Source organism: Anaerobacillus alkaliphilus (assembly GCF_004116265.1).
In the GTDB taxonomy this organism is placed as follows: Bacteria; Bacillota; Bacilli; order Bacillales; family Anaerobacillaceae; genus Anaerobacillus; species Anaerobacillus alkaliphilus.
In genome coordinates this window covers 179,294-203,147 of record NZ_QOUX01000032.1, presented here as the reverse complement: position 1 = coordinate 203,147, position 23,854 = coordinate 179,294, and the positions used below count along the sequence as shown (strand labels likewise).

The window sequence follows — 23,854 nt, the reverse complement described above, 5'->3', positions numbered from 1 at the left end:
TGGAGAAATGCTCCAAAGCATTCCCCCACAACAATTCATAATTCAAAATTCATAATTCATAATTGCACTTCTAGATTAGTTCAAACACTCCAGCAGCTCCCATACCGCCGCCGATACACATTGTAACGACACCGAATTGCTCGCCGCGACGTTTCATTTCATGAATAAGTGATAATGTTAGCTTCGTACCTGTGCATCCTAGTGGATGGCCTAGAGCGATTGCTCCACCATTAACATTTACCTTATTCATATCAAGGTTTAAGTGACGAATTACCTGTAAACTTTGAGAAGCAAAAGCTTCATTCAGTTCAAATAAGCCAATATCAGATAACTCTAAACCTGCTAGTTTAAGAGCTTTAGGGATTGCTTCAACTGGTCCAATCCCCATGATTTGTGGTGGAACACCTGCGACTGCAAATGAACGGAAGCGAACCAATGGTGTTAACCCTTCTGCTTCTGCCATTTCACGGTCCATCACTAATACTGAAGCAGCACCATCACTCATTTGTGATGCGTTACCTGCTGTTACCGTTCCTTTTGGGTGGAATGCTGGTCTTAATTTGCCTAGTCCTTCAAGTGTCGTATCAATACGTACACCTTCATCTTTAGCAAATAAGATTTTCTTTTCTTTTAATTTATTGTCAGCGCCTACAGAACGAAGTGTTACTTCGACTGGTACGATCTCGTCTGCAAATTTACCTTCTTCAATTGCTTTGGCAGCTTTCCGATGACTTTCTACAGCGAATGCGTCTTGGTCCGCGCGGCTAATTTCATACTTACGGGCCACTTCTTCAGCTGTAAAACCCATGCCCATATAATATTCTGGAGCATTTTCGACTAATGTTGGGTTTGGAGCAATGACGTGACCACCCATCGGGATCATTGTCATAGTTTCTGCTCCACCTGCGATAATCGCATTTGCATGGCCTAACATAATGCGTTCTGCACCGTAGGCGATACTTTGTAATCCTGAAGAGCAATAACGATTAATCGTAATCGCTGGAACCGTGTCAGGAAGCCCTGCTAAAGCACCGATATTTCGTGCCATATTCATACCTTGTTCCGCCTCAGGCATCGCACATCCGATAATAATGTCATCTATTTTACTAGGATCAAAATTCCCAGCTCGTTTAAGTGTTTCTTTAACTGTAAGCGCCCCTAAATCGTCAGGACGAACACTTGCTAATGTTCCTTTTTTTGCTTTTCCGACAGGTGTTCTAGCACCTGCAACAATAACCGCTTCTCTCACGATCTTCCCTCCTTCATGAACTCGTACTGTTAGTTACGTAACGGTTTACCTTTCGTTAACATGTATTGCATACGTTGTTGCGTTTTTGGTTCCCCAACAAGACTTAAGAAAGCTTCTCTTTCAATGTCTAAGAGATACTGCTCATCAACTAATGTGCCTTTTGGTACACGACCACCGGCAATTGTGAAAGCAAGCTTTTGAGCAATTTTTAAGTCGTGGTCAGAGATCATCCCGCCAAATTGCATCGTTTTTGCTCCTAACAGCATCGTTGCATAACCACTTTCACCAACAACAGGGATTTTCTTACGTTGCGGTGGTTGGTAGCCTTGATTATCCAAGTGGATAACGTGTTGTTTCGCATCATGTAATAGGTGATCACCGTTCATACTAATTCCATCTTGCGGACGGATAAATCCAAGTTTTGCAGCTTCATGAGCAGATGTTGAGACTTTCGCCATGGCAATCGTTTCAAATGTGCGGTTAGCAATTGCTTGTAAGTCGATTTGAGCTCCTTCTGGTAAGCCTTCTAAGAGACGTAAGTAAAGCTCTTTGTTACCGCCTCCACCAGGAATTAACCCAACACCTACTTCTACTAAGCCCATATATGTCTCAACTGAAGCCTGGATACGAGCTGAAGGTAAAGCGATTTCAGTACCGCCTCCTAGAGTCATTCCAAACGGAGCCGTTACAACCGGTTTCGGTGAATAGCGAATATTTGCCATTGTCTTTTGGAATTGACGAACTACTAGATCAATCTCATAGAAATTATCGTCTTGAGCTTCCATCAAGATCATCATTAAATTGGCACCAACACAGAAGTTTTTCCCTTGGTTGTTAATGACAAGCCCTTTGTAGTTTTTTGCAACTTCTTCTATTGAATAGTTGATCATCTGCATGACATCTAACCCAATTGAATTGTTGGGTGATGTAAACTCTAGAACGGCAACGTCGTCACCAATATCAATGAGTGATGCACCAGAATTCTTTTTAATGATCTTTTCATTTTCTTTCAATGTTTTAATATGGATAACTTTTGGATTTTCAACTGCTGTTGTATAGTCACCGTTTTCATAAAAACGATTTCGACCTTCATAAAACGATTTGTGACCTTTTTCAAGCATTTCTTTTACCCAAGCAGGTACAGTTTCGCCTTCAGCTTCCATGCGCTCGACTGATTTTGCTACGCCAATCGCATCCCACGTTTCAAACGGTCCTAGTTCCCAACCAAAGCCCCACTTCATCGCTTGGTCGATCGCTAAAATATCATCAGCAATCTCGGTCGCTTTCTCTGCAGAGTAAATCAGGACTGGCTTTAGGATGTTCCACACTAGCTCTCCAGCGCGGTCTTTTGCGTATACAAGCGCTTTCAATTTTTCGCTTCTGCCTTTTGCTTGTTTACTCGCCTGAACAGATGCTGCCTTTAATTTCTTCCCAGGCACATATTCCATTGTGTTGTAGTCTAGTTCAAGGATTTCACTACCGTTTTCCCCTTTTTTCTTTAAGAAAAATCCTTGGCCAGACTTACTTCCAAGCCAGCCTCTTTCAGCCATGTCTCGCATAAATTGTGGTGGATCAAATACAGCTTTTTCTGCTCCTTCAACTTGGTCGTACACGTTTTTCGCTACGTGTAAGAATGTATCTAAACCAACTACGTCTAAAGTACGGAAAGTAGCGCTTTTCGGTCTTCCTAATGCAGGACCAGTGACTGAGTCAACCTCACCTACTGAGTAACCGCCTTTGACCATTTGATCAACAGTGACTAATAATCCATATGTTCCAATACGATTGGCGATAAAGTTTGGCGTGTCTTTTGCCTCAACAACACCTTTACCAAGCACATCTTCCCCAAATTGTTTCATAAATTGGAACACTTCATCACTTGTATCCTTTGTGCGGATAACCTCTAAAAGTTTTAAGTATCTTGGTGGATTAAAGAAGTGTGTTCCTAAGAAGTGCTTACGGAAATCTTCAGAACGTCCTTCTGCCATCGCTTCTATAGAAATACCTGATGTATTTGAACTTACAATACTTCCTGGCTTACGGTATTCATCAACTTGTGTAAATACCTTCTTTTTAATATCTAAGTTTTCAACAACTACCTCAATGATCCAATCAACTTCTGAAAGGCGTTTCATATCATCTTCCATGTTGCCTGCTTCAATTAAGCTCACGTGGCTCTTTTCTGAAAGAGGAGCTGGTTTTTGCTTTAATAATTTTTGTATGGCAGTTTGAGATAAACGATTGCGAACCTGCATATCTTGTAATGTAAGTCCTTTTTGTTTTTCCTCTTCTGTTAGTTCACGTGGGACAATGTCTAATAATAATGTTGGAATACCAATGTTTGCTAAATGAGCGGCAATTCCAGATCCCATAACCCCTGATCCTAAAATAGCTACTTTACCGATTCTTCCGATCATAAGTACCTCCTTCTCCCCCTTGAATGAATACTCATTCATTTTTTGGTGAAAAAAATTTTTGCACGTTTGTGCACGATAAAAACTCCAACAACTTCTTTACAATTTTAACTATAAAAGATTTTACAAAATAGTGCAATAAAAAACTTTTGAAAAAGTTAATTAATTTTGAATACTTACTTTTGTGTCTGTCCAACTAAGCTAAATTTAGCAAGGATAGTTCATTCTCCTATGACAAACAATAAGTTCGAAAGCTTGTCTTTCTTACTTTTCACAAGGAGGTAAACTAGATGCAACAACAAATGCAACCAAATCAAATGCAGCAACAAGGGATTATGCCTCAACCACCAACAATCGTAACTGGCAAAGACCAATTTTATATCTCAGATATGCTCTCTTGGAATTTACTAGCGATGAAAAAAGCTCACTTTTTTGCTCAACAATGTACAGACCCAGAAATCAGAGCGGCTTTAGAACAATGTGGCCAAATGCACCAACGCCATTACCAAACAATTATCAACCATTTACAAAATCCAAACCAACCTTCGCAAAGCCAATTGCAATAAGGAGGATTATAAAATGAGCAACCAAAACATGAAAATTCAAAACCCAGAAACACAAATACCTAAAACACCACAAATGAGTGATCGTGATTTTATTAATGACTGCTTAGCAACGGAAAAATATATGACAAGTTCATATAGTATTGCAATGAATGAAGCTAGTCATGAAAGCCTTTATCAAGATTTAAACCAAATCTTTAACGAGACGCAAAATTGTCAGCGTCAATTATTTAACTTAATGTTTAAAAAAGGTTGGTACTCTTTTGAAGCAGCTGATGCACAAAAGTTAGACCAAACGTACCAACAGTTTTCAGGCTACTCTAGCCAGTTCCCATATCAAGGGAACACATTGTCTTAACGAGTTATGGACCTGCTTAACGCAGGTCCTTCTACTTTACAAACACCGACTTACTATAGGTCAATATTCATAAATTGTTTATAAATTTCTAAAAAATGTTCCTATTGGCTTTTTTTACTGTATAATAAAAGATGTGAGAAATTTGTGAAACAGATAAAAGGGAGCGAAGAATTCGTCATGAAGGATAGTCAAATATATGCCTCAATGATTTTAAGCATTTTATCCTCCAGTAAAGACAAACATTCAGCACTTAAGGCTGTGCAACAAAATTTTATGTTTAAAGGAACTTTAAGGCTGGAGATTGAGGCACTTTTTGAAACACATATCAACAATGAACATTCACTAATTACGGAATTTGCCAAATTAGTGGAACTGTTTAGTAATAATGAGTATCCATACTTAGCTAACATCACATTAAAACCAACAAGAAGGTCACAGTGCCATTCATCATAATGTACATAAAAAAGCAGAACATACTCTTAAGAAGCAGGGTGTGTTTTTTTATTTTGAGTTTTTCGTCTTGGATAAAAACTCGTATCGAATCGCATATTAACAATATGGAAAAAGACATGATTATTTTAAGTATTGTCGTCGGCCTATGGATAATTCAATTTATACTTTTTAAAGATCAGCGAACAAAGGAGGACCGTACCTCTAGAGATTTAAGTCTTACCCTAGTACAAGCAGGCTTTCTGTTATGTATAGGTGCAAGTCTTCTCTTCTCCAACCTATATATTGGAGAAGGTAATTTGTTATTGAAAAAAGTAAGTATCGTGTTGCTTGTCATTGGAATAGCGATCCGCTATTGGGCATATTCCGTAATGCGCCAATATTTTTCTAGGACCATTCATCCTCATAAGGATCGACCACTTATTAGCTATGGTCCTTATCGTTTCGCAAGGCACCCTTTTCATGTAGGCCTTTTCTTAATTACACTAGGTTTATGTGTATTTATTTGCGGGCATATTTTTGCAGTTATTATTGTTTTTCCGGTGTTCGGCAGTATATTACATTATCGAATGTCATTAGAGGAGAAAGTTTTGCAGCAAAAATATGGTGAGATCTACCAGAGCTGGTGTCGTCGCCGCTTTCGGCTGTTTCCGTTTCTTTATTGAGCAGGTGCCTTGAGAGGTGCCTGGCACCAATGAAAGTTCACTTTCTATCAACATGGATGATATATTTCTGAAGGATATCAAAATTAAAGAAAGTGAACTTCCTGTAGTTTCTATATTCAGGGTAGGCACCCTTCGTGGACATTTTTTCCGAAAAGTCAAGTCCACCTTGTATAGACATTAGTTTAAAAAGGAAGAAAGTCCACCAGAGGTGGACTTTCTTCCTTTTTTGTCTTTTTGTGGTTACTACTTGAATGTAGTGTCTAACAGAAAAGTTCACTTTCTTTTATTGAATGTGTACCTTTAGGAAATAGTAGGACGTAATTGGTGAAAGTGAACTTTCCTTGGTGCCTGGCACCGTACCTAGTGCGCCATGTGGCCTGAAGTTAGGATCCAAATTGAACCGAATACGATAACTAGTGCTAGGAACGCGCTGTATACCATGTTGATAACGTTTGATTTACCGTCTTTTCCTTCAGTTACGTGCATAAACATTGTTAGCTGAAGGCCGGCCTGTAATAGAGCCAAGCCTCCAATGATCGCCATGATCGCGCCTCCTGAGAGGTTTGTACGGAACGCGACGATAATGGCTAGTAATGTCATGATGATTGATGATAGAAATCCAAACACTTCTTTTTTAGGAAAACGTCCTGTTGGTTGTGCCATATTACATCACCATCCCTTGGATATAGACGAATGTGAAGATGAAGATCCACACGACGTCTAAGAAGTGCCAATATAAACTTACGATAAAGATTTTACGTGTTGTAACATGCGTTAAACCACGACGGTACACTTGCAAGATGATTGCTAGCATCCAGCCGACACCCAAGGTTACGTGCAATCCGTGGGTCCCAAGGAGTGCATAAAGACTAGATAGGAAAGCACTTGTTTGCATCGTTGCACCCATGTCAACATAGTGTATAAACTCAAAAACTTCCATTCCGATAAATGCCATACCAAGAACCATTGTCACTGCTAACCAGAGTAATACGCCATTTTCATTGTTGCGACGCATTTCATGGATCGCAAGTCCACATGTAAAACTACTTGTTAATAAGATAAACGTTAAGATTAACACATCACGTAGAACAAACATATCTTGTGCAGTTGGTCCACCTACTGTTCGATCCTGAAGAACAAAGTAGGTAGCGAATAACGTGGCAAATAATACGATTTCCGCACCTAGGAACACCCAGAAGCCAAGAATATTCATCTGTGATTGCTGTGTTTGATATTCCATTGGTAATGACTTATCAACAGTACCTGCCATTATAAATCACCTCTCCAACTTTGTTCTGTTTTCGTTACTTCATCAACGCCAACATAGTAGCCGTCATCATAATCAAACGAACGCATGATTAAGCCGACGAAGATTAAGAACGAAGCAATAAGTGCTGGTATTAACCATTCGAATACAAGGAATAAACCAACGATCGTAAACACGACTCCCATAAAGAATGGAATTCCTGAATTACTCGGCATATGCACTGGCTCGATCTCTTCTTTAATTAAACCAGTTGTGCCTTCTTTCTTCATTTTCCAATACGCATCGATTCCAGTTACTTCTGGAAGCTTCGCAAAGTTATAGTGTTGAACGGGAGAAGCTGTTGCCCACTCGAGCGTTCTACCATCCCATGGATCATTTGATACGTCGCGAGAAGCATAACGGAAGCTCCAGTAAATGTTGTAACAGAACGCTGCAAACCCAGCAGCTAAAATTAGTGAACCTGCAAATGAAACTAATAATAATGGTTCCCAACCAAGACCTTCTTGGTATGTGAACATACGACGAGACATCCCTTTTAAGCCTAAGAAGAACATTGGCATAAATGTCATGTTAAAACCAATATTGAATAACCAGAAGTGCCATCTACCAATTTTCTCATTAAGCGTGAAACCAAACATTTTTGGCCACCAGTAGTAAAGCGCTGCAAACACCGCGAACACAACACCAGGAATTAATACATAGTGGAAGTGTGCCACTAGGAACATTGTATTGTGGTACTGGTAGTCAGCTGCCGCCATCGCAAGCATAACCCCTGTTACCCCACCAATTGTAAACGTTGGGATAAACGCCAATGACCATAGCATTGCATTAGTCATCTGAATGCGACCTTTACGCATTGTAAATAACCAGTTAAAAATCTTCATACCTGTTGGAACAGCAATTAACATTGTTGTAATCGAGAATACTGAGTTAACTACTGGTCCTGAACCCATCGTATAGAAATGGTGAACCCAAACTAACATACTTAAAATCGCAATACCAACAATGGAAATAACCATTGATGAGTATCCATATAAATTTTTACGAGAATGAGTGGCAATAATTTCAGAGAAAATACCGAAAGCAGGTAAGGCTACGATATATACCTCAGGGTGACCCCATAACCAGAATAGGTTCGCCCAATGCATCGGTTCTCCACCACCAGAAATCGTAAAGATGTGCGTCCCGAAAATGCGGTCTAATGCCATGTAGCCTAAAGCAACTGTAAAAATCGGGAATGCGGCAACGATAATGATTGATGCAATAAATGACGTCCAAGTAAACATTGGCATACGCATTAACGTCATACCCTTTGTACGCATTTTCAAGATCGTAACGATAAAGTTAATACCAGACATTAACGTACCAATCCCTGCGATCTGTAATGAAATTGCGTAATAGTTATTACCGACATTAGGTGTAAACTCTTTACCAGCTAGCGGGAAGTAAGATGTCCAACCAGCATCAGGAGCTCCACCGATAACGAAAGCGATGTTAAACAGCATTGCACCACTAAAGAATAACCAGAAGCTAAGCGCATTTAACTGTGGAAACGCTACGTCTCTCGCTCCAATTTGTAATGGGATAATCACGTTCATTAAACCAATTAATAATGGCATAGCCATAAACAAAATCATAATTACGCCGTGTGCGGTAAATACTTCGTTGTAATGCTGTGAGCTTAAAATCTCTAACCCGGGTTGTGACGTTTGGGCTCGCATCATTAAGCCGTCCATTCCACCACGGAAGAACATCACAACACCAGCAATAATATACATAATACCAATTTTCTTATGATCAACCGTTGTTAGCCACTCACGCCATAGCCAACTCCATTTATTGAAATACGTTAAACCTGCAACAATTGCAATAGAAGTTAGTAAAATAGCAATCTGCGAAGCTAAAATTAACGGATCACCAGTAACTAAGATTTCGCTAAACTTAATCCCGTTTCCCATGATTGTGGCCTCCTTCTTCTGACGATCTTGGCTCTATCGTGTTATACTCGCGCTCATAACCCTCACCTTTTGTATGGTAGTAGTTACGATACGTTTCTTGGTGTAAGAAAATTTGTGCATCATGATCAGCATGGTTTACCCATTGTAGGTGCGTTTCGTTAAATGTCATACGGCCAACAACACCTGGATAAAGAATGTGCATATACTTTTCTTCTGTTAAGGTTGGTGCTGTTTGCTTTACGTCTTGCACCCATTTCTCATAATCAGCTTCTGTTTTTGCAACAACGTCAAAGTCCATATAGGCATAACCTTGTCCGTTAAAGTTTGTATTACGACCCATAAACGTTCCTGGGCGCTCTGCTAATAAATACAATTCGTTTTCCATGTTTGCCATGGCGTATTTTTGACCACCGAGCTGCGGGACCCAAAATGATTGCATCGTACTAGCAGATGTTAACTTAAACAAAATTGGTGTTTCGATCGGAATATTCACATAGTTAACTGTTTGGATGTCTTCTTCTGGATAACTAAAAATCCATTTCCAGTCTGCTGCTGTTACATGGATCGTAATAGGCTCTTTATCTTCATACCCTTTTGGCACATCTTCAACAGCGAATGTAACGAGTACCGTTGGGATAGTAAGAGCAATAACAATTAAAAGAGGAATTACTGTCCAAGTAATTTCTAAAGCGATACTTCCTTTTTCCTCTTCTGGCTCATAATCTTTGTTTTTAGCTGTTTCACGATACTTCCAGACAATATAGATGAATAAAGCAAAAACAACAACAATAACAAAAAGCATCATAACAATCGAGAAATTAATTAACTCTAGAATACTTCTAGCTTGTGGTCCCTCAGGTTGGAAAACAACCATTTCACAACCGGTAAGAAACATAACTAGGCTTAAAAGGAATAGTGGTAAAAAGTATTTTTTCACGTAAAATCCAGCTCCCTTCAACAACAGTTCACCATTAGGTGATGAATTTTATTTTAGTAGGTTTTCACTACACACAAAGTGTTAATTACTAACCACAGTTTATGTGAAATTCCTAACAAATCCTATGTCTAAATTGCGAATAATTTATGTCTAATTTGTGAATTTGTTTTTTCGAAATAATTTCTTACCTGCTTTTTACAGTACTAGAAATGATTCCGGTTTATTTACCACTAAAAAGCTTATTAAATTAAGGTCTGTGACTATTTAAGGTCCTTTAAAAAATGCAAGTAATTAGATTGTGGCTATTTTGTGAACATAACTTTTTGTTCTAATTTTAATATGCTTGAATAACATTTGGACACAAGTAGAAAAGGAAGCCAACATGTGTAGTCGGCTTCCTTTTCTTTAGTTATTTCCTTTACCAGGGTTCCCTTTCCCTGGATTGCTACCATTATTACCTTGATTGTTTCCTTTACCTGAATTATTACTATTGTTGCCCTTTCCAGGATTATTTCCTTTATCATTATTACCTTTACCTGATTTGTTATTGCCTTTATCGTTATTTTTAGCCGGATTGCCTTTATTAGTTTCGTTACCATTGTTACCCTGACCAGGATTGTTGCTATTACCCGGCGATTTCTCCTTATTAGAGTTGTCACCCTTTTTCTCAGCAGCTGGATTAGCTGGTCTCATAGATGGTTGATTATTTTTCTTCTTATCTTTATTCAATCCAGGAGGTTCTGGCTGATTGCCATTGCCATTTCCTTTACCTTTGTTAGGATTAGCTTTTTCTTGTGACTCCTCAGACTTATTCAAATCCTTCTGCATCTTCCTTAGTTCCGAGACACTTTTACCTTTTGCTGCTTGCACACTTTCGATAACTCCATCATTCTTAAGTTCTTTTAAGTGCGTTAACTTGTTTACAGACACTTGCATATCTTTTGCATCTTGATATGTTTCACTATTATTCTGTGTAACAGTCACTACAACATCTTGTGGAGTTGAGATTTTAATCGTTTCTTCAATTTTTTCAATTACTTTCTTATTTTGTTTTTTAAGCGGAATAATTGCTGTTTCAACATACGAATTGTCAGACGTTAGATACCCTTTTTCATAAGAATACTCAATAATCTTTTGATATGCTTCTGCCAATACAAGGTTTTCGATTTTTAAAGTTGAGAGTAACTCTACAGCTTCCTCGTTATATCCTGTTGCTTTCTCCACTTCCATTTTCTCATTTAACACTAGCTCAAGACTAGGATTTATATCAATCGCTAGTACGTATGAACTAGTGGGTGCTGTCATTTGAAATATCGTGTATGCCATAATTGCTAAAAAGAAAACTGCCGCTACAGATACATATTTCAACCATGATGTTTGCTTCTCCACATGAACATACTGTTCTCCCAATAATGGTGGGGCATTATGAGCAGCTCTAGCAATATTCTTAAACGCCCCATTTGGGCATAGTAAAACAATTTTATCTTCGGTTACTTTTACAACTATTCCTTCTGTACTTAGTTTGCCCATCATGACCGATCCCCTCTTTGAATGTATTGACCCAGCAATATCCACTGTGGATGAAGCTTTAATAAGATCAACGTAACGATATATTTCCGATGTCTTTCAATTGTTTTCACCTTATACCCTGTTTTCTTTACAAACATGGTCGTTGGGAATTGCCTCTTTTTTATAAACTGTTCGACACACTCTTGATCTTCTACAAATCTCTCAACGAGTTCAAACAAACTTTCCCTCGTATCTTTATGTTTAGGAGAAAACTTCTCCAATTCTTCAAAGTTTATTTGGTATTTCTCAAGTTCCTCACTTAGCTCTAGGATCTCTTCTACTAAATCATTTGCTTGTTTTTCCTTTTCATAACGCTGCAACGATTGCTCTACTTCGTAATTTGTTTGAAGATTTCCTTCATCTATAACATTGGCATTTAACGAAACATGCCTTTCATTCTTTTCTTTGCGAAAAAAATCGATCAAATCCCTTTGCACTAATAGATACACGTAATTAAGAAAGGTCCTACCTTTTGATGAGTCATACGTATCAATAGCTTTATTTAGAGCTATTAGACCAATACTTGCCTCTTCTTCACTCCAACTTATATACTTCTTACAAATATGTCCTACGGTATTAAGCACGTAAGGCTTGTAATGACGAATTAACTTTTCACGCACAAACTGATCACCATTTTGGGCACTAGCAGTGTCTTCTACGACATTAGCGGTTTCCATCCCCTACGCCTCCTTTACCGATTTATACGTACATCCTTCTATTATCCTTCGTTTATGTAGTCAAAGAAAGTAAAAGATATTACCAGTAAAACCAACTAACTGAATAACGTATGAAAGAGACTGGCTCAATATACCTAGTGATGGCTTGAGCAAGTCTCTTTTTGTGGCCTTGTATTATGGTCTTCCTTGACCTTGGCCGTTTCCTTTATTATCTTTGTTACCTTTATTCCCTTTATTTCCTTTTTCAGCAGCTTGCTCTAATGTTCTTTCTACCTTCTCTTGTGCTTGCTTTTGTGTTCTTTCAATTTTTTCTAGAGCCTTTTCGTGAGCTTTTGTTTGACCTTTTTCAAGATGTTTTGTAGCACGCTCTTCAGTTCTTTGAATTTTCTCTGCAGCCTTAGTTAACGTTCTTTCTACTTTCTCATTTGTTTTTACAACATGCTTGTTGCTTTCTTCTACTTCTTCTGTTTCTAATTCTGTTGTAACGTCGCTTTCTACTTCAATTGTTTCTTCTACAAGTTCAACTTCTTCTGCCGTTACTAGCTCTTCTTCTAATTTTGCGATCGCTTCTTCAACAGACTTCCAAAGGTCTTTGGCTTTTGCCACACGAGCCATCGCTCTTTCTTGATTAGCCAACGCTTTTCTAATTCCAGCCTTCGCTTGCTCAGGAAGGTTATCTCGCTCTAATAATGCTAGTAGATTTTGACTACGTTTGACGATAATTTGTGCTATTACCTCTTCTAGTTCAGTGATGTCCTCACCAATTTTTGCTGCTTCATCAACGATATTTTCGATAGCTGCTAAATTCTGATCGATGTCTTCAACTAGTTCTCCGACTGCGTTTTCCTCGCCAGTTTCAATGACAGTTTCGATTTTATCAAGGCGATTTTCTGTAAAGCGATCCTGAACAATCACCCTTTGGACAACATTTTTCGTTAGTTGAGCATTTCCTTCAAAGATATGAAATAGCAATTCATCTACACCTGTTTTTTTATTGTCAACACTATCGGCAAAGGTTGCTCCACCCATTGTTAAACCACCTACTAAAATTGCTGTTGATATAATTTTCTTCATCGTTTAGTTCCTCTCCTTGTTCACTTAATAAATTTCTATCATTTCACGAAAATCTTCTATCGTCTCTCTGTTACCTTCAAACATTTCGTCAGGTGTCATCATCGTGACTATTATTTGACGATCTGACTTTTCCTCAATCCATATCTGTGTGCGAATGCTTTCTTCTAGCTCAGTTTTCCAAGCAATAAAATTAAGTCCTTCACCAACGACAGTAACCTCACCTGCACCTGATAATAGCTCTTTCTTTATTTCTGACACAGTTTTTTCTTTTGGAATAACAGAGATCAAACCAATTATATTATCACGCGTAAACTTCACAGTTTGTGAGGTCTCTTTCTCAAGCACCCAACCAGTTTCTGCCTCAATTGATATTCCTAGTTCGGAATTATCGTAGTAGTTATTACCATCACCATTCGGATTGTTATCAGTAACTTCTTCCGTAGCTTTACTACAACCAACTAAAGCAGTCAAAAGAATGATGAGAAATATATGTACTACCTTATGACTCACGTTCTCTCACCTCAAATTTCCCATAATATCATTTTGGCAACTGGCTAACATAGGTTGAACCCTTAGTCCCTGTAGTTTTGCGTCACCACCTTTCAATGGTTTTGCCCTTTACTTGTTTTTTCTTTCTTGCTTATCTATACGGAGAATTACTTCATTTTAAGGGGGGGAATGAAATTTAATTAAACGTTTGTTTAAGAGAGAACTTGTACTTATTTTGAAAAACGTTCATATGAATTATTAAGTAGGGAGGTGCTCATATGGGGTTAGAGATACTTTTAACTCTACTTTACACATGTATTATCGCTTGGATCTTTAGCTTTTTATTTTTGTATCGGAAACACATCTCCACTATGGCTGGGATGATGATTGCGATGACAATTGGGATGACACTTGGTTTATCTTTTGGGACGATTATGGGTCTTATTTTTCCGGAACATTTTTTTGAAATCACGGTCATAAGTATTTTATTTGGTGCAATTATGGGAACTATAGCTGGATTTCCAATTAGTATGATGGCCATTTTAGACGGTTTTCTTTCAGGAGCAATGGGTGGAATGATGGGAGCTATGCTAGGTGTAATGGTTTCGAGTGATATGGCTAACAATGCGATGAACGTAATCATTGTGCTGGCTGCTGGCGTTTTCTTTATTTTGCTATTGATGATGCAAGGTGAAGTAACAGTTAAAGAAAAAGGTTGGAGGAGTTTCTTCTTTAGGAGACGGTTTCCTTTATTTATTGTTATCTTACTGGCCTTTTATTTTACAGATCATTATTCCTTGCCTAATCATCAAGAAGAGACTGACCATTCTCATCATCATCATGAAAAATAATTGTCAATTTTGAATTTTGAATTGTTGGATAGGGCTAGGCTTCGCAGTTCCGTAAAATTATTTTTAATGCAAACAAAGCTCAGTTCAATTTTGAACTGAGCTTTGTTCTATCAATCATAATTCATAATTCATAATTCACAATTCTACTTAACTATCATCACAGGGCATTTCGCACGTTTCGCAGCTTTGTGACTAACCCCACCAAGTACCATGCTTTGTAAACTATTTAGGCCGCGACTACCAATGACCAGGCAATCAAACTCTTGATTATTAGCGAACTCTACAATTGTTTCTCCTGGGTCGCCGTGAAGGATTTTTAATTCATGTGCTATCGATGATTTTTCTAATAATGTAAGAATATCCTTTAGTTTCTCTTTTCTTTTTTCAGCGATATCTTTACTGTCCCCAATTCGTAGCACATCTGATTTTGAGGTTGCTCCATCAACTACATATACAATCGTCACTTTACTTTGTTCTTTTCCCCCTACTAAGTGAATAGCATTTTCAGCTGCTCGTAGTGAATGTGCTGAACCATCAGCCGCTAGCAAAATATGTTCAAACATGAAATAACCCCCATTTTCGTATAATAAAACAAAAGTGCCGGTCATCTAAGATGAACAGACACTTTTGTATGTTTCTAACAGTATACATTAATGGCCAGAATTTTTCGATAAGCCACCAATTTTTTGTACTAATAATGAGCTTTCTTTATTTAACCCGGTAAAATGAACGGTAATTCCACTTTGTTCATATTTCATTTCAACCTTATCTATCGCACCTATCGCTGAGTCATCCCATAGATGGGCTCGGCTAAAATCGATTTCCACTTCTTTAACAGCGTCTTTGAAATCGAAGGCAGCAATAAAGTCCGTAACCGATACGAAGAATAGTTGCCCTTCAACAAAGTAAGTCTTCTTATCACCTGAGTGTGAAAGTTTAGAAGTCACGTGAACCTTTGAAATTTTCGCTCCGAAGAAAATTGCACTTAGAAGAACACCTGTTAAAACCCCAATTGCTAAGTTATGAGTAATTACAACAGTTAAGACTGTAACAACCATAACAGTTGCGTCTGTTCTAGGAATTTTGTGAAGTGTTTTTAATGAATTCCAGTCGAATGTCCCAATTGCAACCATGAACATAACTCCAGCTAAGGCCGCTAACGGAATTTGTACAACAACCGAGCCAAGGACAATAATTAAAAACATCAGGAAAAGTCCAGCAACTAAAGCTGATAAGCGTCCTCTACCACCTGATTTTACGTTGATCACTGACTGACCAATCATCGCACAACCAGCCATCCCACCGAAACAGCCGGCAACAATGTTGGCAATCCCTTGACCGCGACTTTCTCTGTTCTTATCACTATCCGTATCTGTCATATCATCAACGATTTGAGCCGTTAATAAAGACTCTAATAAACCAACAATTGAAAGTGCTAATGCGTATGGAAAAATGATCATTAATGTTTCAAATGTTAACGGAATGGATGGAAGCATAAAAATAGGAAACGTACTCTGAAGATTCCCCATTGTTCCTACATTGCTTACTCCTAAGTTTCCAAAAACTGCGATGACTGTTACAACGATGATCGCTACTAATGTCGATGGAATTGCTTTTGTAAATCTAGGTAGGATATAAATAATCGCTAAAGTTAAAGCAACTAGAGCATACATTACCCATGTAACATCAACAAAGTGTTGTAATTGAGCTGTAAAAATTAGGATTGCTAATGCATTAACAAACCCTACCATAACTGATCTAGGTACAAACTTCATATACTGAGCTAGTTTGAGCACCCCAAATAAAATCTGAAGAACCCCAGTTAAAATTGTTGCAGCCAATAAATATTGAAGTCCATGATCGGCTACGAGGGTAATCATCAGTAATGCCATTGCACCTGTAGCAGCTGAAATCATTCCCGGACGGCCACCAACAAAGGCAATAACAACGGCAATACAAAAAGAAGCATAAAGACCAACCATTGGGTCTACACCTGCAATAATAGAAAATGCAATAGCTTCCGGTATTAATGCTAATGCTACTACGATCCCTGCTAAGGTGTCTCCTTTAATATTGCTAAACCATTCTTGTTTAATTGCTTGTAAATTCAAGCTTACACCTCTTCCTTATTAAGTTTTTTAAAAATTTGACTTTCGACTCTCACGAAAGTCAGTCCGTTATCAACAAATTGAATTCTACCACGGATGAAGAAGAATCTGAATTTCGATGTAAGCGTACTACATGGCCATTTTTCTCCGTTAAACTACTTGTATCTTTTCTTTTCTCGTTTTTTCACAAAAAAGTCACATTTACTAAAGTTTAATAAATCAGAAAATTTATTTTTTGTTGATATTTGGAATACTTTTTAAGAAATTGTTATGATATAGGTAATAAATTTTAAGTGAGCGGTGATTTCATGTTAAAAGATACAGGGGAACGCATGATACCAAAGGAATTGGACTCAACAAACGCGAGTCTTTTAGAACATACAGCCAGATATTATTTTTCAACTCCATACGTTGAGGGGCGTGTTCTAGATATCGCCTGCGGAACAGGCTATGGTAGTCAGATGGTTGCAAAAGTAAAAAAGAAAGAGATTACAGAAATGATAGGTGTAGATATTGATGAAGATACGCTGAAATACGCTAAGGCCAACTATTACCATCCTTCTCTGAAATTTGAGCAAGGTGATGTCATGGATCCTTCGTTACCAGAAAAATTGGGCTCATTTGATGTAATCATGAGTTTTGAAACGATTGAGCATGTAGAAGATGATCAATTATTCATGAAAAATATGTATTCGTTACTGAAGCCTGGAGGAACTCTTATTTTATCCACACCTTTCGGAAAAGGCAGAGGAGTCCCTTGTGGCCAGCCCTTCCATTTTCACCAATTGACAAAGGAAGAATTCAGCACTTTGTTCAAGGATTTTAGCGATGTAGAAATTTATTTTCAACGAGGGGTAACGATTGAACCACCAAGAAAAGACGTTCATTATCCTATCGGGGTTGCTGTTGCGATAAAATAAACTCCTACTTTTTTTCATAGATCTCCTTGTATGTTTAGTTCACTCTTGAAGAAACTAAATGGAGTAAAGGAGGGAAAAAAAATGGCACAATCAATTAACGAAATTATGACGAAAAATGTTGTTTGCGTAACACCGCAACAATCTATCCAGGAGTGCGCTCAACTTATGAAGCAGCACAATATTGGTGTAATTCCTGTTGTAGAGAATGGACAATTACAAGGGATTGTCACTGACCGTGACATTACCATTCGTTCAACTGCTGACGGTATTGGACCTAACACTCCAGTATCACAATGTATGACGAACAACGTTACTACTGCTAGCTCCACAATGGATGTTCATGAAGTGGCAAACATCATGGCACAACAACAAATCCGCCGTCTACCAGTTGTTGATAACAATCAACTAGTGGGAATGGTTGCGATTGGTGACTTAGCTGAAACAGACATTTATCAAAACGAAGCTGGAGAAGCTTTAGCGAGTATCTCTACGCCAGCGGAACCAGACCAGCTTAGACAATAAGTAGTAGCAGTGTGCTTAAGGGCACACTGCTTTTTACTATTTTTGGGGGATTTGAGTTTGGACTGTAAGTATTGATTTTGGACTGTAAATCGCGTGGTTTGGACTGTAAATTTTGAGTTTGGACTGTAAATTACGTGGTTTGGACTGTAAATTTTGAGTTTGGACTGTAAAACGCGTGGTTTGGACTGTAAATTTTGTTTTCGACTGTAAATTACGTGGTTTGTGGACTGTAAATTTTGATTTTGGACTGTAAATCACGTGGTTTGGACTGTAAATTTTGATTCTGGACTGTAAATCGCGTGGTTTGGACTGTAAGTTTTGATTTCGACTGTAAATTACGTGGTTTGGACTGTAAATTTTGATTTCGACTGTAAATTACGTGGTTTGGACTGTAAATTTTGAGTTTGGACTGTAAACCACCTAGTTTGGACTGTAAATTTTGATTCCGGACTGTAAATCGCGTGGTTTGGACTTTAAATTTTGATTTCGACTGTAAATTACGTGGTTTGGACTGTAAATTTTGAGTTTGGACTGTAAAACGCGTGGTTTGGACTTTAAATTTTGATTTTGACTGTAAATTACGTGGTTTGGACTGTAAATTTTGATTCCGGACTGTAAATCGCGTGGGTTGGACTGTAAATTTTAAGTTTGGACTGTAAATTTTGATTCCGGACTGTAAATCGCCTTGTTGTGACTGTAACTATTTTGATTTTCGGACTGTAAATTACGTGGTTTGGACTGAAACCACCTAGTTTGGACTGTAAATTTTGATTTTTGGATTGTAAATCACGTGGTTTGGACTGTAAGTTAGGTTTCAGTGATAAATTTCAAATCATGCGACATCAACCATTGTAGTAAACTTCAACTTTTGTCCCATAAAAGATAAAAACCCAACAACATTGGTTGAGTTTAGGATGCTTGTTCTTTCATTTTCTCTGTTTGTTTTACCGGTTTCTTCGAGATAATAGCAAAAATCATCGCTAACAATGGAAAAATCATCATCATATAAAGTATTTCTTGATAACTGCTAAATCGATCATAAGCTAATGCAAATGGTAACGGTCCAAAAGCTGATCCAATCACCATGACCGTTGAAGAAACACCCTTTATACTGCCGATATTGGCACGGCCAAAGTAATTCGGAAAAATAATACCAATACTAATGGCTTCAAATCCTCCGACAAGTCCTCGTGCAACCCCAAAAACAATTGCCGTTGTATAGGAATCCGTTTGAATTAACAGAAGCATAATTCCAATCTGTCCCAAGGCAGCAAACGCAATAACGTAATTCGCCTTGATTTTTTCTACAATAAAGCCTGCTAAAAACGTAATTGGGAATGAAACCATTGCCATAATACTTAGGATAAAGGCTGCTTGAGTCCGACCTATTCCACTTTCAGCTAAAATAGGAACAAAGTGAAACACAATTCCGGTATTAACCATCGAAGGAACTGCTACACAAAATAGTAACATCCAAAATTGCGGAGTTCTCAACGCTTCTTTGACAGTCCATGCTTCTTCGAATATCGAAGACTTTTTTGGATTCGTTGTCATTGCTTCTTCAGCAGTTAGATTGTCAGGGAAGAGTCCTACATCCTCAGGTTTGTTCCTAACTAGGAAGAAGGCCAACGGAACAAATACCAATAATAATAAACCTGCCCAAACTAACCACGAAGCCTGCCAACCCACCTGGTCAATTAACCAAGCATTAAATGGTGGTAACGCAGCCGCACTTAAAAAGCTCCCAAAAGCCATAAAGCTTAGAGCTCGACCTCTTTTCCCAACAAACCATTGTGGGATTAGTGTACCAGGAATTAGCGTCATTGAACCTTGCCCAAATAATCTCAGCATAAAAAAGCCGATGAACAACATCGTTGGGCCAAGGAGCATACTATTAAAAATACAAGCAACTCCTAATAACACCGCAACAGTAACGGTCATCTTCCTTTGACCGTGCTTATCTACCAATCTTCCGATGATAAAAAGGAGAAAACCAGCTAACAGTGTCGCAAATAAATACATTGTAGATACAAGCGTACTGCTCCAACCAAAATGACTCAAATATGCATCAATAAATATCGATATTGAGTACGTTTGCCCAGGTCCTGAGAAAAAAATTGACAATGCTGCAATAAATACAATAATCCACCCGTAAAAGAAAGGTGGCTCAAATGGTAAGTTTCCTCTTTTTTTCATCCTACGAACGCACTCCTTTTAACTAGGCTCTTTTCGCAAAGTTTGTTGCTTAAAAAATACTAAGAATTCACAACTAATTTAGTAAGTATTGCTCTTTTCTTACATAATTTATTGGCTGATATCTTCATCTAGGGTATTTTCCGATTATTATAGAGGAAAAAGAAAAAAGCAAAAATGTTTACGAAAAGAGCCTTTTAACTAACTATTTCGTTTACCTAAATACTTTATTAACTATAGCAAATTTATAACAAGGCGTAAATATGAAAAATAAAGACTAGCGGTAGGGTTCACCCTTTCGCTAGTCTCTAGTTTATTTTTGATTGACTCGTTTATAGTTTTCTAACTCAGCGTTAATTTCTTCTGCAGCCTTGTTAATTGCTTCAATCGGATCTGCTCCCCCATGGATACTCTCGACAGCATTTACAACCTTTTCACGAGCTTCTGGAAATACTCCAATTAAAGCTCCTTGAGTAGCTGGTGTTACACTTGTGTTCTGAAGTTGTTGTACTGCAGTTAAAAACTGAGGATACTCGTTATAACGGTCCTTTAAAACGTCTTGGTCATAAGCAGCCTTCGTGATTGGGAAGTAGCCTGTGTTTGCTGCCCATTTTGCTTGGACTTCAGGCTTTGCAGTAAATTTGATAAATTCCCAAGCTGCATTCTGAGTTTCTTTAGGAATATCAGTCATCATCCAAATAGAAGCTCCACCAACGATCACTCCTTGTGGGTCCATTCCATCTGCAGTTGGTAAAAACGCTGTCCCTACCTCAAATTCAGCGTTTGTTACTGTTCCTGCTAATGAAGCCGTTGAATCAAGGTACATTGCTACCGTTTCACCAAGGAATGCTGCACGGTGATCATCCCAAGCACGACCATAGTCACCCAACGTTCCATCTTGTTTCATCTCGTGTAGCCATTTAAACCAACGTTGTCCTTCTTCACCATTAATTGATGTAGCTGTCGGTTCCCCAGAACGACCATTATTGTTGTCTACGTATAAACCACCTTGATTAGCTATCATTTGTTCTGTAAACCACCCATGTGTTACTACAGAAAACCCATGAACATTCGTACCAAAGTGACTTCTAATCTTTTTCGCTGCTGCACTTACTTCACTAAACGTGCGTGGCGGATTTTCTGGATCTAACCCAGCTTGTTTAAACATATCTTTATTGTAAACCATGATCGCATTTGATGTGTTGAACGGCATTGAGTATAACTTTCCATCCACTTTATAGTAGGAAAGAATATTTTCCTCTAACTGAGATAAGTCAAACTTATCTTTATCAATAAATGTTTGCATCGGTTCGATATAACCACTTTCAATCATATACTTCGTTCCTACTTCAAAAACTTGCACAACTGCAGGAGCATTGCTCGTTCCAGCTAACTGTCTTAATTGAGTTAATGACTCTTCATAACTACCTTGATAAACAGCATTTACGTGGACTTTGTCTTGACTAGCATTAAATTCATCAACCATTTGTGTAACTGCTTCTCCAAGATTTCCACCTAAAGCATACCAAAAATCAACGATCACCTTACCATCTTCCGTCTTTTGTACTGCTTTAGATGTGTTTCCACAAGCTGACATCGTAAAAGCTAAAAGCATCATTAAAATTACAAGGAACGATTTTTTTACCCATTCTACTCCCATTTTCCAATTCCTCCTATGTATATGTTTTTTCTATCCTTTCAATGCTCCAGACATTAAACCGCGACGAAGCTGTTTAATCCCTAAAAACAGTAAAAGCAAGGTTGGCAATAAGATGATAATGACTCCCGCCATGATCGTATTCCATGATGTCGCGGCTTCTTGAGAAATCATCATTCTAATTCCGATTTGTACAGTTCTTGCGTCATTGTTGCTTGTAACAAGCAATGGCCATAAATACATATTCCATGTTGTTAAAAACGCATAAATACTTAAAGCGCTTAGCATTGGTTTTGATAAAGGTATCGCAAAGGACCAAAGAAAACGAAACCTAGAACAACCATCAATTTGAGCTGACTCATACAATTCTTTTGGAATCGTCATGAAGTGCTGTCTTAAAAGAAAAATTCCAAAGGCCGTTGTTAGAAAAGGAACAATTAACGCCAAATAGCTATTAATCCAGCCTAAATTAATAATCGTAATAAAGTTTGGGATCATCGCCGCTTCCCAGGGAATTAGCATTGTTGAAATAAATAGAAAGAAAAAGAAATTCCTTCCCCGAAACGGAACAAAAACAATTGCAAATGCGGCTAAACTACAGATAATTAGTTGCCCAATCGTAACTGATGTGGAAACTATAAAACTATTTATCAAGAACTTTAGTAACGGGACATCTTGAAATACTTTCAAATAACTCTCAAAGTTTAATGAAGTTGGCATGTACTGCCCCCGACTTATTTGTGATGGTGTAAGAAAGCTTGCTAGTAAGGCAAAGAGTACAGGGAAAAAGATAATAACTGCGCCAGTAACCAATAAAACATATGTAATCAGCTTTTTTATCATTGATAATGCACCTTCTTCTCCCCAACCTTAAACTGCAAAATAGTTACGGTTAGAATAAAGACAAACAAAATAATCGCCTGCGCGCTAGCCGTGCCGAACCTCGAAAACTCAAAAGCTTCCTTATAAATGGAATAAACAATAATGTTGGTCGCTTCATTTGGTCCCCCACCAGTTAAAATGTGAATTTGACCAAAGGATTGAAACGCGTTAATTAGTGTTACAGTAATGACAAAAAATAATGTCGGTGAGAGCAACGGTAACGTAATCTTAAAAAGTCTAGTAAAATAGCCTGCTCCATCAATTAAGGCACTTTCATATAACTCTTGAGAAATACTTTGAAGACCACCTAATAAAATAATGAAGTTAAACCCTAGCCCCATCCAAATCGTCGTTACTGAAACCGAAAGTAGTGCCCACTTACCAGAAGTAAGCCAAGCCACTCCTTCAAGACCAAATACTTGGAGAATATTATTCAGTACCCCAAGACTAGGATGAAACATAAAGAGCCAAATACTAGCACCTGCGGCTACTGAAATTCCCAAAGAGGAAGAAAAAACAACTCGGAAAAATTCAATACCTCTTACTCTTTCATTTGCAATGACAGCTAAAAATAAGGAAACTATGACTCCGGTTGGTACGGTGTAAAGAACAAACTTGAACGTTTGAATCATACTATTTTGAAAACTCGGAGACTTCATCAGTGATAGGTAATGCTCTAAACCTACAAATAATAAAGTGTCACCCCGAGGATTTGTAATAAAAAAGCTATAGTAGAGCGTTTTTGCCATTGGATATAATAAAAACACACTTAACAGTAGTAAGGCTGGAAATAGATAGATAAGGCCTTCGCCAAATAATTTCCACGACTTCACTCTTTGTACTCTCTTTGTATCTGTTTGTAATTTACCGGATTTATGTACTACAGGTGGTTGCAAATGGTTTTTGTTACTCTGCTCAACTTTTCTAACTGCATTAGAGTGCATTCTCACTAAAAACCTCCAATCTTTCCTATAAGCTAGTCAACGTAGTTAACTATAACAACCAATTAATAAGCTACAGTTAACTTAGTGTAAATAATTGTAAAAAAAGT

23 protein-coding genes and 1 riboswitch are annotated in these 23,854 nt (G+C 38.0%); of the genes, 7 read left to right on the top strand and 16 right to left on the bottom strand.

The genetic code is table 11. The features are described 5' to 3' along the window. Nucleotides 1-70: 70 nt before the first annotated feature. The gene (locus tag DS745_RS09865; RefSeq protein WP_129078083.1) at nt 71-1,249 is read right to left on the bottom strand and encodes an acetyl-CoA C-acetyltransferase; all 1,179 of its coding nucleotides are present in this window, start codon (nt 1,247-1,249) and stop codon (nt 71-73) included. A gap of 29 nt (nt 1,250-1,278) precedes the next feature. Then, the gene (locus DS745_RS09860) at nt 1,279-3,666 is read right to left on the bottom strand and encodes a 3-hydroxyacyl-CoA dehydrogenase/enoyl-CoA hydratase family protein (RefSeq protein WP_129078082.1); all 2,388 of its coding nucleotides are present in this window, start codon (nt 3,664-3,666) and stop codon (nt 1,279-1,281) included. Nucleotides 3,667-3,953: 287 nt separating this feature from the next. Here DS745_RS09860 and DS745_RS09855 point away from each other — a divergent pair, with 287 nt between their 5' ends. The 4 genes from DS745_RS09855 (at nt 3,954) to DS745_RS09840 (ending at nt 5,699) form a co-directional block, all read left to right on the top strand. Further along, nucleotides 3,954-4,229 carry a hypothetical protein gene (locus tag DS745_RS09855; protein WP_129078081.1) on the top strand — a complete coding sequence of 92 codons (276 nt, stop codon included), beginning with the start codon at nt 3,954-3,956 and terminating at the stop codon, nt 4,227-4,229. A gap of 28 nt (nt 4,230-4,257) precedes the next feature. Further along, the gene (locus tag DS745_RS09850) at nt 4,258-4,584 is read left to right on the top strand and encodes a spore coat protein (protein ID WP_129078157.1); all 327 of its coding nucleotides are present in this window, start codon (nt 4,258-4,260) and stop codon (nt 4,582-4,584) included. Nucleotides 4,585-4,761: 177 nt separating this feature from the next. Next, nucleotides 4,762-5,037 (top strand): hypothetical protein, encoded by a 276-nt coding sequence (locus DS745_RS09845; RefSeq protein ID WP_129078080.1) that lies wholly within the window; start codon nt 4,762-4,764, stop codon nt 5,035-5,037. Between the two features lie 53 nt (nt 5,038-5,090). Beyond that, nucleotides 5,091-5,699: a methyltransferase family protein gene (locus tag DS745_RS09840; protein ID WP_161568226.1), complete on the top strand. Its 609-nt coding sequence runs from the start codon at nt 5,091-5,093 to the stop codon at nt 5,697-5,699. 360 nt (nt 5,700-6,059) lie between these two features. Here the strand turns inward: DS745_RS09840 and qoxD are convergent, their stop codons facing one another. From qoxD to DS745_RS09800, 8 genes are all read right to left on the bottom strand, one after another. Further along, complete coding sequence (gene qoxD / locus DS745_RS09835; protein WP_129078078.1) at nt 6,060-6,362, bottom strand: cytochrome aa3 quinol oxidase subunit IV; 303 nt, start codon at nt 6,360-6,362, stop codon at nt 6,060-6,062. A gap of 1 nt (nt 6,363) precedes the next feature. Next, complete coding sequence (qoxC, locus tag DS745_RS09830) at nt 6,364-6,969, bottom strand: cytochrome aa3 quinol oxidase subunit III (RefSeq protein ID WP_129078077.1); 606 nt, start codon at nt 6,967-6,969, stop codon at nt 6,364-6,366. After that, entirely contained in the window at nt 6,969-8,924 is a 1,956-nt protein-coding gene (gene qoxB, locus DS745_RS09825; protein ID WP_129078076.1) for a cytochrome aa3 quinol oxidase subunit I, read from the bottom strand. Before qoxB ends, qoxC begins: the two co-directional genes overlap by 1 nt. Continuing rightward, on the bottom strand, nt 8,908-9,861 hold the full coding sequence (gene qoxA, locus DS745_RS09820; RefSeq protein ID WP_277750914.1) for a cytochrome aa3 quinol oxidase subunit II: 954 nt from the start codon (nt 9,859-9,861) through the stop codon (nt 8,908-8,910). The genes qoxB and qoxA overlap by 17 nt, the downstream gene beginning before the upstream one ends. A 405-nt stretch (nt 9,862-10,266) precedes the next feature. Continuing rightward, the gene (locus tag DS745_RS09815; RefSeq protein ID WP_129078075.1) at nt 10,267-11,394 is read right to left on the bottom strand and encodes an anti-sigma-I factor RsgI family protein; all 1,128 of its coding nucleotides are present in this window, start codon (nt 11,392-11,394) and stop codon (nt 10,267-10,269) included. Further along, on the bottom strand, nt 11,391-12,107 hold the full coding sequence (gene sigI / locus DS745_RS09810) for an RNA polymerase sigma-I factor (RefSeq protein WP_129078074.1): 717 nt from the start codon (nt 12,105-12,107) through the stop codon (nt 11,391-11,393). Before sigI ends, DS745_RS09815 begins: the two co-directional genes overlap by 4 nt. A 174-nt stretch (nt 12,108-12,281) precedes the next feature. Next, on the bottom strand, nt 12,282-13,181 hold the full coding sequence (locus DS745_RS09805) for a coiled-coil domain-containing protein (RefSeq protein WP_129078073.1): 900 nt from the start codon (nt 13,179-13,181) through the stop codon (nt 12,282-12,284). 24 nt (nt 13,182-13,205) lie between these two features. Continuing rightward, a complete protein-coding gene (locus DS745_RS09800; RefSeq protein WP_129078072.1) occupies nt 13,206-13,691 on the bottom strand; it encodes a hypothetical protein in 486 nt (161 codons plus the stop codon). A 32-nt stretch (nt 13,692-13,723) separates the two neighbouring features. Next, nucleotides 13,724-13,807: riboswitch (cyclic di-GMP riboswitch) on the bottom strand. Nucleotides 13,808-13,948: 141 nt separating this feature from the next. Here DS745_RS09800 and DS745_RS09795 point away from each other — a divergent pair. Further along, nucleotides 13,949-14,521: a hypothetical protein gene (locus DS745_RS09795; protein ID WP_129078071.1), complete on the top strand. Its 573-nt coding sequence runs from the start codon at nt 13,949-13,951 to the stop codon at nt 14,519-14,521. A gap of 143 nt (nt 14,522-14,664) precedes the next feature. On the opposite strand, the gene DS745_RS09790 is transcribed toward DS745_RS09795, so the two are convergent. Further along, nucleotides 14,665-15,084, bottom strand: coding sequence for a universal stress protein (locus DS745_RS09790; protein WP_129078070.1), 420 nt, complete (start codon nt 15,082-15,084; stop codon nt 14,665-14,667). Nucleotides 15,085-15,171: 87 nt separating this feature from the next. After that, nucleotides 15,172-16,632 carry a SulP family inorganic anion transporter gene (locus DS745_RS09785; protein ID WP_129078069.1) on the bottom strand — a complete coding sequence of 487 codons (1,461 nt, stop codon included), beginning with the start codon at nt 16,630-16,632 and terminating at the stop codon, nt 15,172-15,174. 305 nt (nt 16,633-16,937) lie between these two features. Here DS745_RS09785 and DS745_RS09780 point away from each other — a divergent pair, with 305 nt between their 5' ends. Together DS745_RS09780 and DS745_RS09775 are read left to right on the top strand one after the other, a co-directional pair. After that, the gene (locus DS745_RS09780; protein WP_129078068.1) at nt 16,938-17,549 is read left to right on the top strand and encodes a class I SAM-dependent methyltransferase; all 612 of its coding nucleotides are present in this window, start codon (nt 16,938-16,940) and stop codon (nt 17,547-17,549) included. Between the two features lie 81 nt (nt 17,550-17,630). Continuing rightward, nucleotides 17,631-18,071 carry a CBS domain-containing protein gene (locus tag DS745_RS09775; protein ID WP_129078067.1) on the top strand — a complete coding sequence of 147 codons (441 nt, stop codon included), beginning with the start codon at nt 17,631-17,633 and terminating at the stop codon, nt 18,069-18,071. A 909-nt stretch (nt 18,072-18,980) separates the two neighbouring features. Here DS745_RS09775 and DS745_RS09770 read toward each other — a convergent pair. The 4 genes from DS745_RS09770 to DS745_RS09755 all read right to left on the bottom strand — a co-directional run bounded on the left by DS745_RS09770 (nt 18,981) and on the right by DS745_RS09755 (nt 23,747). After that, complete coding sequence (locus DS745_RS09770; protein ID WP_129078066.1) at nt 18,981-20,267, bottom strand: MFS transporter; 1,287 nt, start codon at nt 20,265-20,267, stop codon at nt 18,981-18,983. Between the two features lie 310 nt (nt 20,268-20,577). After that, nucleotides 20,578-21,924, bottom strand: a complete 1,347-nt coding sequence (locus DS745_RS09765) for an ABC transporter substrate-binding protein (protein ID WP_129078065.1) — start codon at nt 21,922-21,924, stop codon at nt 20,578-20,580. A 30-nt stretch (nt 21,925-21,954) separates the two neighbouring features. Continuing rightward, nucleotides 21,955-22,764, bottom strand: coding sequence for a carbohydrate ABC transporter permease (locus DS745_RS09760; protein ID WP_129078064.1), 810 nt, complete (start codon nt 22,762-22,764; stop codon nt 21,955-21,957). Continuing rightward, on the bottom strand, nt 22,761-23,747 hold the full coding sequence (locus DS745_RS09755) for a carbohydrate ABC transporter permease (RefSeq protein ID WP_129078155.1): 987 nt from the start codon (nt 23,745-23,747) through the stop codon (nt 22,761-22,763). The genes DS745_RS09760 and DS745_RS09755 overlap by 4 nt, the downstream gene beginning before the upstream one ends. Between the last annotated feature and the right edge of the window lie 107 nt (nt 23,748-23,854).